This is a genomic window from Azospirillum soli, from assembly GCF_017876165.1.
GTDB lineage: Bacteria > Pseudomonadota > Alphaproteobacteria > Azospirillales > Azospirillaceae > Azospirillum > Azospirillum soli.
The window spans coordinates 97604-109585 of the sequence record NZ_JAGINQ010000001.1 but is presented as its reverse complement, the minus strand read 5'-3'; the positions used below and the strand labels follow the sequence as shown (position 1 = coordinate 109585).

At 68.3% G+C, this 11982-nt stretch carries 13 protein-coding genes; 7 read left to right on the top strand and 6 right to left on the bottom strand.

Annotated elements, in window-relative coordinates; translation table 11 throughout:
• Positions 1-16 precede the first annotated feature (16 nt).
• From dcd to J2852_RS00510, 6 genes are read left to right on the top strand one after another with little or no spacing between them, the layout of a single operon-like run.
• Positions 17-571: a dCTP deaminase gene (gene dcd / locus J2852_RS00535; protein WP_209869369.1), complete on the top strand. Its 555-nt coding sequence runs from the start codon at positions 17-19 to the stop codon at positions 569-571.
• A gap of 51 nt (positions 572-622) precedes the next feature.
• Positions 623-1915: a UDP-N-acetylglucosamine 1-carboxyvinyltransferase gene (gene murA, locus J2852_RS00530; RefSeq protein WP_209869347.1), complete on the top strand. Its 1293-nt coding sequence runs from the start codon at positions 623-625 to the stop codon at positions 1913-1915.
• Between the two features lie 32 nt (positions 1916-1947).
• Positions 1948-2406, top strand: coding sequence for a DUF2948 family protein (locus tag J2852_RS00525; protein WP_209869323.1), 459 nt, complete (start codon positions 1948-1950; stop codon positions 2404-2406).
• A gap of 22 nt (positions 2407-2428) precedes the next feature.
• Positions 2429-3025, top strand: a complete 597-nt coding sequence (locus J2852_RS00520) for a hypothetical protein (RefSeq protein WP_209869320.1) — start codon at positions 2429-2431, stop codon at positions 3023-3025.
• A gap of 42 nt (positions 3026-3067) precedes the next feature.
• Positions 3068-3487 (top strand): OsmC family protein, encoded by a 420-nt coding sequence (locus J2852_RS00515; RefSeq protein ID WP_209869317.1) that lies wholly within the window; start codon positions 3068-3070, stop codon positions 3485-3487.
• 60 nt (positions 3488-3547) lie between these two features.
• A complete protein-coding gene (locus J2852_RS00510) occupies positions 3548-4585 on the top strand; it encodes an SDR family oxidoreductase (RefSeq protein WP_209869314.1) in 1038 nt (345 codons plus the stop codon).
• Positions 4586-4595: 10 nt separating this feature from the next.
• Here J2852_RS00510 and sugE read toward each other — a convergent pair whose 3' ends face one another.
• From sugE to J2852_RS00490, 4 genes are all read right to left on the bottom strand, one after another.
• Complete coding sequence (gene sugE, locus J2852_RS00505; protein ID WP_209869312.1) at positions 4596-4913, bottom strand: quaternary ammonium compound efflux SMR transporter SugE; 318 nt, start codon at positions 4911-4913, stop codon at positions 4596-4598.
• A gap of 127 nt (positions 4914-5040) precedes the next feature.
• Positions 5041-5232, bottom strand: a complete 192-nt coding sequence (locus tag J2852_RS00500) for a hypothetical protein (protein ID WP_209869310.1) — start codon at positions 5230-5232, stop codon at positions 5041-5043.
• 104 nt (positions 5233-5336) lie between these two features.
• The gene (locus tag J2852_RS00495; protein ID WP_209869307.1) at positions 5337-6275 is read right to left on the bottom strand and encodes a GGDEF domain-containing response regulator; all 939 of its coding nucleotides are present in this window, start codon (positions 6273-6275) and stop codon (positions 5337-5339) included.
• Between the two features lie 54 nt (positions 6276-6329).
• Entirely contained in the window at positions 6330-7352 is a 1023-nt protein-coding gene (locus tag J2852_RS00490; protein ID WP_209869304.1) for a hypothetical protein, read from the bottom strand.
• Between the two features lie 158 nt (positions 7353-7510).
• Between J2852_RS00490 and J2852_RS00485 the strand changes: the two genes are divergently transcribed.
• Positions 7511-9331 carry an ATP-binding response regulator gene (locus tag J2852_RS00485; RefSeq protein WP_209869301.1) on the top strand — a complete coding sequence of 607 codons (1821 nt, stop codon included), beginning with the start codon at positions 7511-7513 and terminating at the stop codon, positions 9329-9331.
• Between the two features lie 9 nt (positions 9332-9340).
• Here the strand turns inward: J2852_RS00485 and J2852_RS00480 are convergent, their stop codons facing one another.
• Together J2852_RS00480 and ftsH are read right to left on the bottom strand one after the other, a co-directional pair.
• Positions 9341-10084: a response regulator transcription factor gene (locus J2852_RS00480; protein WP_209869299.1), complete on the bottom strand. Its 744-nt coding sequence runs from the start codon at positions 10082-10084 to the stop codon at positions 9341-9343.
• 86 nt (positions 10085-10170) lie between these two features.
• A complete protein-coding gene (gene ftsH, locus J2852_RS00475; protein WP_209869296.1) occupies positions 10171-11961 on the bottom strand; it encodes an ATP-dependent zinc metalloprotease FtsH in 1791 nt (596 codons plus the stop codon).
• Positions 11962-11982: the final 21 nt, after the last annotated feature.

Here is an 11982-nt window from a genome sequence, read left to right as displayed (position 1 = left end):
CGAGGAGTACCCCACGATGGGCATCATGCCGGACACTTGGATCCGCGAGATGGCCGAGACCAAAGGCATGATTGAGCCTTTCGTCGAGAAGCAGCATCGCGAGGGGGTGATCTCCTACGGCCTGTCCTCCTACGGGTACGACGCGCGGGTGGCCGACGAGTTCAAGATCTTCACCAACGTGGACAACGCCGTCGTCGACCCGAAGAAGTTCGATGACAGCAGCTTCGTGGACCGCAAGGTGGACGTCTGCATCATCCCGCCGAACAGCTTCGCGCTGGCCCGCACGGTGGAATATTTCCGCATTCCCCGCGACGTGCTGGTGATCTGCCTGGGCAAGAGCACCTACGCCCGCTGCGGCCTGATCGTGAACGTGACGCCGCTGGAACCCGAATGGGAAGGCCACGTTACGCTGGAGATTTCAAACACGACGCCCCTGCCGGCGAAGGTGTACGCCAACGAAGGCCTCTGCCAGTTCCTGTTCCTGAAGGGGGACAGCGTCTGTGAGACCTCGTATGCGGACAAGTCCGGTAAGTACATGGGCCAAAAGGGAGTGACGCTGCCCCGGTTGTAATCCGCCGGGCCACAGCCCTATTGACAGTTTCACACCGGACAAGACAGCTTCATGGACAAAATCCGCATCTGCGGCGGCAAGCCCCTGCACGGTTCCATCACGGTGGGCGGCGCCAAGAACGCCGCGCTGCCGCTGATGACGGCGGCGCTCCTCACCGACGAGACGCTGACCCTCACCAACCTGCCGATCCTCGCGGACATCAACACGCTGTGCAACCTGCTGCTCCAGCACGGCGTGGCGATCCACATGGCCGGGGCCGGCGGTGATTGCGCGGGGCGCGCGGTGGACTTCACCGCCCGCGACGTCACCAACACGACCGCGCCCTACGACCTCGTCCGCAAGATGCGGGCGAGCGTTCTGGTGCTGGGCCCGCTGCTGGCCCGCTGCGGCCAGGCCAAGGTGTCGCTGCCCGGCGGCTGCGCCATCGGCGCGCGCCCGGTGGATCTGCACATCAAGGGCCTTGAAGCCATGGGCGCGGAGATCCGGATCGAGAGCGGCTACATCGTTGCCAAGGCGCCTCCGGGCGGCCTGCGCGGGGCGGAGTATGTGTTCCCGAAGGTCTCCGTCGGCGCGACCGAGAACCTGCTGATGGCCGCCACGCTGGCGAAGGGCACGACCATCCTGGTCAACGCCGCGCGTGAGCCGGAGGTGACCGACCTCGCCGAATGCCTCGTGAAGATGGGCGCCCGGATCACCGGGATCGGCTCCGACCGCCTGACGATCGAGGGCGTGGACCGCCTGCACGGCGCCCGCCACATGGTGGTGCCGGACCGCATCGAGACGGGCACCTACGCCATGGCCGCCGCGATGACCGGCGGTTCGCTCGACATCATGAACACCCGCCTCGACCTCATCAAGGCGGCGGTCACGGCACTTCAGCCAGCCGGCGTGGAGTTCTCGGAGATCGAGAACGGTATCCGCGTGTCGCGGGCCAACGGCGAGCTGGTTGGGGTGGACGTGATGACGGAGCCGTTCCCCGGCTTCCCCACCGACCTTCAGGCCCAGATGATGGCCCTGATGTGCACGGCGAGGGGTGCAGCCATGATCACCGAGACCATATTTGAGAATCGGTTCATGCACGCGCCCGAGCTGACCCGTATGGGAGCCCGCATCACGGTGCACGGTTCCTCCGCCCTCGTCCGGGGTGTGGAGCGTTTGACCGGCGCGCCCGTTATGGCGACGGATCTCCGCGCGTCGGTGTCGCTGGTGCTCGCCGGCCTCGCGGCGGAGGGGGAGACGACGGTCAACCGCGTCTACCACCTCGACCGTGGGTACGAGCGGGTGGAGGAGAAGCTGGCGGCCTGCGGCGCGGACATCGAACGACTCCGGGCGGAAGACGACTGACGCCCGCCTGACTGTCTAGCCAGAGGAAGCCCATGACCGCATCGCCGATCAGACTGCGCGCCCAGGACGAGGAAGACCTGAAGGTCGTCTCCGCATGCCTCCAGGACGCCATCGTCCCCATCGGCGATATGTGTTACCTGCCGGACGAGAGGCGGTTCGTGCTGGTGGTCAACCGCTTCAAGTGGGAGACCGCCGACCAGCCGCGACCCGGCCCCTCGGCCGACGACGACCACCTCACACCCTTCGAGCGCACCCATTGCGGCGTGCGGATCGAGGGGGTGACGGCGGTCAAGATCAAGGACATCGATCTCAAGGACCGTACGCAGATCCTCGAACTCCTGTCGCTGGAAGCGGTGCAGGGCGGGGTCGTGCTGCACTTCGCCGGCGGCGGCTGCGTCCGCCTGGACGGTTCGGGATGGTGCTGCTGGGTGGAGGATCTGGGCGAGCCCTGGCCGACCGTCTGCAAGCCCTGCCATCCGCTGGAAGAGTGAGCGTCCTTCCCGTGCTCGCCCGATGCTGAAGGCGCCAGAAACGATGTCCGCCCCTACCGCTACCGTGTCATCGCCGACCGCCAAGGTCGAAAGGCCGTGGCTGTCCGGGTGGCGGCTGGCCGCGCTTCTGATGGCGGCGCTGGCTGTTTACGGCGTCATGGTCGGGGTTACTCTCCCGGAACTGACCGCCCGTGGCGGCGGTCTCACCATGTTCGATGTGACCCCGCTGGGTTACGACGCCGCCTACGCCCACGCGCTGCTCGACCGCCTTGGGCCTGATGGGCGGCACTATTACCTTTTCCGCCAACTGCCGTTGGATTTCGCTTATCCGGCTCTGATGGCCCTGTCCTTGGCCGGCATCTGGTTGACCCTTCTGCGATGGGCAAACTTGGACTCGACGCGCTTGCGCGCGCTAGCATGGCTTGCCGCCGGAATGGCTGCACTCGATTACGCCGAAAATATTTCCGTCGCCGCCATGCTGCTGTCCTTTCCGCAGGAAAGTGGCGCGCTTGTTGGATTCGCATCGGTCGCGACGGTGATGAAATCAATGACGGCGACGGTTTGCTTCGTTGGTGTTCTGGGGGCCGGGGCGATTGCGGTCGTCCGCCGCCGCCGCTAGCGCGCCTTGCCAACGCTATCGTTTTGACTGTGGAGAACCGCCATGAAGGCGCGCGTGAAGTGGGTTGACGGCCGGATGTTCGTCGGTGAGTCCGGCAGCGGCCATGCCGTGGTGATGGACGGCGCGCCGGAGGCCGGTGGACGCAACCTCGGCATTCGTCCGATGGAAATGCTGTTGATCGGCATGGGCGGCTGCACGTCCTTTGACGTGGTGATGATCCTTGAAAAGGGCCGTCAGGCCATCACCGACTGCGTGGCGGAGATCGAGGCGGAGCGCGCCGACACCGACCCCAAGGTCTTCACCAGGATCCATGTCCATTTCGTCGTGACCGGCCGCAACCTCGATCCCGGCAAGGTCGAGCGCGCCATTGCCCTGTCGGCGGAAAAGTACTGCTCCGCGTCGATCATGCTGGGCGCTACGGCCAAGATCACCCACGACTTCGAGATCGTCGAAGCCCCCTAACGGAACCGGGGGGCGGCGCGCGGGTTTGGAACACGAATCCAACTTGCAAAGAGGCCGCCCATGGCCCGCCGCCCCGTGGCCCATCACCGTTTTCAGCACCGTCCCGTTGTCGTCGTTACCGGAGCCTCGGCGGGTGTCGGCCGCGCCACGGCGCTGGCCTTCGCCCAACGCTGGGGAGCGGCCGTTGGTCTGATCGCCCGCTCCCGCGATGCCTTGCAGGAGGTCGCGGCGGAGGTCGAACGGCTCGGCGGCCGGCCGGAGATCATTCCGGCCGACGTGGCCGATGCCGATGCCGTGTTCGCGGCGGCCGACACGGTGGAACGGACGCTCGGCCCCATCGACGTGTGGGTGAACAACGCGATGGTGACGGTGTTCGGGCGCGTCGGCGACCTGTCGCCGGACGAATTGCGGCGCGTGACGGAGGTCACCTACCTCGGTTCGGCCTATGGCACGATGGCGGCCCTGCACCACATGGCCCCGCGCAACCGGGGCACGATCCTTCAGGTCGGCTCCGCGCTGGCCTACCGCTCCATTCCCTTGCAGGCGGCCTATTGCGGGGCCAAGGCGGCGATCCGGGGCTTCATCGACAGCCTGCGCGCCGAACTGATCCACGACGGCAGCGACGTGCAGCTGACCATGGTGCACTTGCCGGCGGTCAACACACCGCAGTTCGACTGGGCGCGCAGCCACATGCCGCGCCGGGCCAAGCCGGTCGGCACCATCTACAGCCCGGAGGACATCGGCCTCGCCATTGTCAACGCCGCCGAGGCGCCCAGGCGCGAATACTGGCTGGGCTACTCGACGGCGGAGGCGATTCTCGGCACCCAGGCCATGCCGGCCTTCGCCGACCGCCGGGTCGCCACCATGGCTTTCGAAGGCCAGGAAACCAACGAACCGGAAACCCCCGGCCGCCCGGACAACCTGTTCCATCCCGTGGACAGCCTGCACCGCACGCGCGGCCGCTTCATCGACCAGGAACGGCACCTATCCCTGACCACCACGGGAAAGGCGGCGCGCGGCTTCGCCTTCCTGGCTGGGTTGGCGGTGGTCGGCGGGATTGGCTACGCGGCCCGCGCCGCCGCAGCGCGGGCCGAGTGAACCGCCGATTTTACGGTGTGACCAGCTTCAGCCCGACGATTCCGGCCATGATCAGCCCGATGCAGGCCAGCCGGATCACGTCCGACGACTCACCGTACAGCAGTATTCCCAGCAGCACCGTGCCGACCGTGCCGATGCCGGTCCACACCGCGTAGGCTGTGCCGAGCGGCAGGCTCTTCAGCGCCAGCCCCAGCAGGCCGAGGCTGATCACCATGGAAATCACGGTAAGGACAGTGGGGACGAGGCGGGTGAAGCCTTCCGTCTGCTTCAGGCCGATGGCCCAGCCAACCTCGAACAGACCGGCGAAGAACAGAATGACCCAAGCCATAGGGCACCTCCGAAATCATGGAGGCAGGGTCGTCCCCGCCAGTCTCCCTTGCATCGTGGTGAGGTCGTCCTCACGGGAAGGCGCCTCGGATATAGGAAAGGGACGGCGGCCGTCAAGACCTGGGCCGTCAAGCCGGGGGGCAGGCGTATTCCCAGCGGAAACCGCTGTCCACCTCGCCCAGAACGGCGACCTCGCGGCGCGGGCAGCTGTGGTCGTGCAGCGGCAGCTTCTCGGCGGTTTCCGGTTCTTGGCGCGGTGCCGTGCCGGACGACACCAAGGCCAATTCGGCGGGTTTGCGGGCGGATGACGGACGGCGCATGGCAATCACCATAACAGTGGGTTGGAGCACGGCGGCTTGGGGTTTTGCGGCAAGCCTATCCCCGCCACCGTGCCTCCCGCTGTGGAACACGCCACAGGCGGTGCTTATTCCGCCAACTCCACCCTATTCCGTCCGGCCGCCTTGGCGCGGTACAACGCGGCGTCGGCGGCGGCCAGCGCGGGCTCGATGCTGGTGGCGTCGGCCCGAACCTGCGCGGCCCCCAAGCTGACCGTCATGGCAAAGGACGCCTCGCCCGACTCGACCAAGACGTCGGCCACGGCGGTTCGCAGCCGTTCTGCGGCGCATCGCGCGTCACGCAATGCCATGTCCGGCAGCAGCAGCGCGAACTCCTCACCACCCATGCGGCCCAGCGCGTCGAAGGGGCGAACGGCGGCCCGGCAGGTCGCCGCGAAGCGCCGCAAGGCTTCGTCTCCGGCCGCGTGTCCGTGTGTGTCGTTGATCCGCTTGAAATGGTCGATGTCCGACACGACGACGGAAAAGGGTATTCCCGTCCGCCTTGCGCGCGCCAGGAACTCCTCGCCGCGATCGAAGAAGGCGCGGCGGTTCAGCGCGCCGGTCAGCGGGTCGGTGTTGGCAAGCCGCAGGATCTCCTGCCGCATCTCCACGATGCGGGCGCCGGCGCGCAGCCGGGCCATCAGTTCGGCGGGGTTGATCGGCTTGTGGATGAAGTCGTCGGCCCCGCCTTCCAGCGCGGAAATCAGACGGCTCGCCTCGTCATGGGCGGTGATCAGAATGATGTGGCTGTAGGCGGTGCGCGCGACGGCGCGCAGGCGGTTCACCACCTCCATCCCGTTCCGCTTGGGCATTTCCCAGTCGATGACCGCGATGTCGAAGGGCTCGCGCGCCGCCAGTTCCACCGCCTCTTCACCGTCCTTCGCCAGCAGGACCGTGTGGCCCATGGAGGTGATCCATTCCTCCAGCATGCTCCGCATCAGGAGCGTGTCTTCAGCGATCAAAACCTGCATCGCGTCGAAACCCCGGACCGTGTTCTCGTTCGAAAGCGGCCCACTGTGGCTGACCATGAACCGATCGTCCACAAAGCAATTCGGGATTTGAGACGAATGTGCATGTATGCGTCAAAGACGCGTCGGCGCCGGGCTATCGACCACCCCGGCCAGCGCCCGGCCAAGCCGTTTGGCGTCGTCCGGCGACAATGGGCGCCCGGAGTCCGACGCCGCGTCGAACAGCGCCATCAACCCGCGATCCAGCCCGGTCGCCGGCGCTGCGGGCAGGGACCGAACCTCGGACGCCGTGCCTTGACCGCCGACGCCGAACGCATCCAGCGCGGTCACCGCATTCTCCACCAGGGGTAGGGGCATAAGGGCGCGCAGGGCGGCGCCCAGCACCGGATCGCGCCGCGCGTAGAGGCCGGCCACCGCGAACAAGGCCATGGCGTCGGGGGGCGCGCCGCAGCCGGTCAGCGCGTCGCGGACAAGGGCGATCAGCCGGTCGATGTCCATGCTCTGCGCCGCCCCGCCCAGACGGCGCAGGTCGGGGCCGGCGCGCAGGGCCGCCGTCAGCGTCAGCAGGTCCGAGGCGTCGAGCGGCCGGGCCGGAACCCCGTTCGGCGCCATGCGGGCCCGTTCCGCGTTCGCCTCGGCGAGGACCGCCACCCGCTCGGTCGGATCGTCGTGCAGAGCCTCCAGGGCAGCCAGTGATTTGCACCGCAGCGTCTCCGACCAGCGTTCCGCCTCCTCCGACGCCAGAACCCGGTCGAGCGGGGCCGAGGCCGCGCATTCCTCCATGCGGTCCTGGATGTCGGCCGGGGTATCGCCCATGCGCCGGGACAGCGCCACCCACCATCCGGCGGCGTCGGCAAGGCGGATGCAGCCGGGCAGGGGCGTGCGCACGGACAGCAGCGCCCGGTCGCGAACCATCACCGGCTCCAGCCAGCGGGTCCACAGCCGCCGCGCGTGCGACCGGCGCCGGCCGGTGAGCACATCCAGCAGCATGGCCATCATTGGCGACGTGGGGGAGGCGGCCTTGGTGGGCTGGGCCACCAGTTCGTCGAACAGCCGCGCCCGCGTTTTGCGGTCGAGACGGGAGAGGAGTTGGCGTACCTTGTCGTACCGCCCGGCCGTCAGGTCCCCTCGTTCCATGGCGTCCTCCGCTCTCTCGTCTCAGAAGAGCTTAGGTGGCATTGCAATACCAGGGTATGCATCATTGATGAGGATCGGCGGCAATCCGCAACCATTTCCGGCGGAATGTCGCGATATCAGACAATTTGTGACGGGCTGATGCTCAGAGGGAGGGTCGGATGGGCGAGGTTCGGGACGAACGGCTTGACGACGAGCTTCTGTTCGGCCCCGAAAACGGCGTTGACGACGCTGACCTTGACGAGGCGCCTTGCTCAGCCCCAACGGCGGAACCCTGGCGCGTTCTGGTGGTGGACGACGACCCGCAGATCCACACCATGACCGAGGTGCTGCTGCGCGACTTCGAATTCGATGGCCGCCGGTTCGAGGTCATCAGCGCGTTATCCGCCGCCTCGGCGCGGGTCATCCTCGCGGCTCGGCCTGACATCCCCGTGGCTCTGCTCGATGTGGTGATGGAAACGGATGATGCCGGCCTGCGCCTCGTCCACCACATCCGGGAGGAACTCGGCAACCGCCGCATGCGCATCATCCTGCGCACCGGCCAGCCGGGGCAGGCGCCGGAACGCGACGTGGTCGTCGCCTACGACATCAACGACTACAAATCCAAGAGCGAGCTGACCGCGCAGCGCCTCTTCACCACGCTGGTCAGCGCGTTCCGGGCGTGGCGCGACATCGTGGCCATCGAACGGCACCGCCAGGGGTTGGAGCGCATCCTGACCGCCTCAGCCCCGCTGTTCGAAACACGCTCCATGCGCACGCTGGTGGAAGGGCTGGTGGACCAGTTCTCCAAGGTCGTGGACCACGCCGGGGGCGCGGTGCTCGCCTGCCGCATGATGGATTGCGGCGACGGGAGAGGCCGCCCCACCGTAATCGCCGGCTCCGGCCGTTTCGCCCGGCTCATAGGACAGCCCTCGGCCGGCGCGCTGTCCCCCGACCTGACCGCCGCCATCCTCACCGCCTTCGAGAGCCAGCGCAGCGCATTCGGCCCCGACCGCTGCGTTCTGGCCTTCCGCACGCGCGAGCACGGCACCACCGTCTTCGCCCTGGAACGCCCGGAGCCCTACGGCGAGGACGACCACCGCCTGCTCGAACTCTTCTGCAACCGCGTCGCGAGCGGCTTCGACAACGTCTGCCTCTACGAGGGCCTGATCGCGCTGAACCAGTCCCTGGAACGGCGCGTCGAGGAGCGCACCGCTGAACTGGCCGCCAACCAGGCCGCTCTGGTCGCCGCCAAGGAGCGGGTGGAGCGCGCGCTGGAGGCCGAACTGGCCGCCCGCGAGCAGCAGCGCCGCTTCGTCGGCATGGTCAGCCACGAATTCCGCACGCCGCTCGCCATCATCGACAGCGCCGCCCAGATGCTGGCGTTGCGGGCCGAACGCGTCGATCCGGAATCGTTGGACCGCCTCGGCGTCATCCGGGGAAGCGTGCAGCGCCTGACCGGCCTGATCGATTCCCACCTGACCGACGAGCGGATCCGGAAGGGCACCCTGTCCCTGAACCGCAGCGACGTCGACCTCGCCGGCCTTCTGCGCGTCGCGGTGGAGCCCTTCCGCGCCGCCTATCCCGGCAGTGCCTTCCACCTCGACCTCGATGGACTGCCGCCGATCATGGCGGCGGACGGGCATCTGCTGGGGATGCTGTTCGGCAATCTGCTCAGCAACGCCGTCAAATACGCGGACGGTGACGCGGCCGTCACCATCCGGGGTGGCACCGACGGCGCCATGGCGGTGGTGGAGGTCGCCGACCGTGGGCGCGGCATCCCGGAAAGCGAGCTTCCCCGCCTGTTCGACCGATTCTTCCGGGGTGCCGCTTCGACCGATGTGCCGGGAACGGGCATCGGTCTGCAAACTGTCCAGCAGATCGTTCAACTGCACGACGGCGCCGTCACCGTGAACAGCGTGGTCGGGCAGGGCACGACCTTCCGCATCGCGCTGCCGATCGGGACCCCGCAACCCCTCGTGGGAATGACGCTGGAAGAGTGAGCAAAAGCTCTACACCACCCTCACCGGGGCCGAGAACACATACCCCACCCCGTGCACCGACTTCAGCGGCGCCGGTCCGCCGATCGCCCCTTCGATCTTGTGCCGCAACCGCCCGACCACGGTGTCGATGGAGCGGTCGTCGGGGTTCCAGCGCCGGCCGTAGAGCGCCATCGAGATCTGGTCCCGTGTTGCCGGCTGACGCGCCTGCGCGGCGAGCAGCGAGGCCAGTTTCATCTCCATGCTGGTCAGGCTGATCCGGACACCCACGGGGCTGGTCAGCAGCCAGTCGGTGGCGTCCAGAACCCAGCCCGCCTCATCCCCGGAGGCTCCGACGCCCGCAACGGCCGGCGCGGTGACGGCCGGCGCACAGGGGGGCGCCGCTATGCTCTCCAGCCGGCGCAGCAACGCCTTCACCTGCGCCTCAAGCTCCCGCATCTCGACCGGCTTCACGAGATAGGCGTCCGCGCCGATCTCCAGCCCCACGACCCGGTCCACGGTGGAGCCGCGCGCGGTCACCATGATGATGCCGATGCCGGGCGTCTCACGCAGGCGGGAGGCGATCTTGAAGCCATCCTCCCCCGGCAGGTTAACGTCGAGGATGACCACCGACGCCGCCTTGGCCGCAAGACAGTCGTCAAGCTCGCGGCCGTCCTTCGCGGGCACAGCATCGAAGCCGCAGCCCCGCAGATACTCGACCATGTCACGGCGAAGCGAGGCCTCGTCCTCGACCACCACGATCGTGACCGCCGCCATGCCGCTCATCCTTTCCCCGTCAATTTGAGAAAAATCCTACGGGGAAATTAGAGGATCTTCATTCAACCGTCGAGACGCTTGCCGCCCTACGCCGCTTCGGTGGCGCGTTCAATCTCCTGCGCGTCGCCGGCCAGCTCGCCGATCTCGGCCCCGCTCAGCGTTTCGAATTCCAGCAGGGCGGTGGCGATGCTTTCCAGCGCCTTGCGGTCGGTCGCCAGGATGCGGCGGGCGTGCTCCATGCCCTCGTCCGTGATGCGGCGGATTTCCTCGTCGATGCGCCAGGCGGTGCGCTCCGACCGCACGGCCGCCGGGTCGTTGCCGGCGTGGGCGACGAAGCCGATGGCCTCGCTCATGCCCCAGGCGGTGACCATGCGGCGCGCCATGTCGGTGGCGGCGCGGAAGTCGGCCTCCGCCCCGGTGGTCACGGCGTCCGGGCCGAAGATCAGCTCCTCCGCCGCGCGGCCGGCCATGGCGACGGCGATGTCGGCCTCCAGCTTGGCCCGCGACACCGACACGCGGTCGCCTTCCGGCAGCCGGACGACCATGCCCAGCGCCCGGCCGCGCGGGATGATGGTGGCCTTGTGGATCGGGTCGGCCTCCGGGCAGCGGATGGAGACCAGCGCGTGCCCGGCCTCGTGGTAGGCGGTCAGGCGCCGCTCGTGGTCGGACAGGGCGAGGCTGCGCCGCTCGTTGCCCAGGAGCACGCGGTCCTTGGCCGCTTCGAAGTCGGCCATGGTGACGACCACGCGCCCGTTGCGCGCCGCCGACAGCGCCGCCTCGTTGGTCAGGTTGGCGAGTTCCGCGCCGGAGAAGCCCGGCGTGCCGCGCGCCACCGTCCGCATGCTGGCGTCCGGGGCCAGTTGCAGCCGGCCGGCGTGCACGCCCAGGATGGCCTCGCGCCCCGCCACGTCGGGCAGGCCGACGTGGATGTGGCGGTCGAAGCGGCCCGGCCGGGTTACGGCGGGGTCCAGCATCTCGGCCCGGTTCGTGGCGGCGATCACCACCACGTCGCCGCTGTCCACGATGCCGTCCATTTCGACCAGCAACTGGTTCAGGGTCTGCTCGCGCTCGGAGTGGGAGTTGGACTCGCCGCGCTTGCCGGCCAGCGCGTCCACCTCGTCGATGAACAGCAGGCAGGGGGCGTTGGCCCGCGCCGTCTTGAAGACGTTGCGCACGCGTGCCGCGCCCAGCCCGACGAACATCTCAACGAAATCCGACCCCGACGCGGTGAAGAAGGGCACGCCCGCCTCGCCCGCCGCCGCCTTCGCCAGCATGGTCTTGCCGGTGCCCGGCGGGCCGACCAGCAGGATGCCCTTCGGCACGCGGGCGCCGGCCATGGCGAAGCGGCGCGGGTCGCGCAGGAACTCCACGGTCTCGCGCAGTTCCTCCTTGGCCTCGTCCACGCCGGCCACATCGGCGAACACCGTGCGGGTGTCACGCGGGCGGACTCGGGTAGCCCGGCCCATGCCCATGAACTGCCCGCCGCTCAGCAGCAGCGCGCCGATCAGCAGGCCGATCACAAGGAAGGGAGCCAGCTTGTCCAGCACCGTCACGGTCTGCGGCACCAGCCCGCCCGGCCCGTCGTCGAAGGAGATGGCGACCTTGCGCCCACGCAGCTCCTTCAGCAGGTCGTCCGACACCGGCCCGATGACGCGCAGGCGCTTGCCGTCCGCCGTCGTCACATGCGCGGCCCCGTCGCCGAACATGACCGAGGCGACCTCGCCCCGTTCGACCGCCGCGACGAAGTCGCTGTAGGTCGCGGGCTCCTCCGCGCTTTTGCGGGAATAGTCGGACCACGCCGCGAAGGCAAACCAGCCAAGCAGAAGCGCGGCAATAGCGGCAAGGGCGACAAGTACCTTTTTCGGAATCTGCGGCATGGCATCCTACGGCATGTGCGA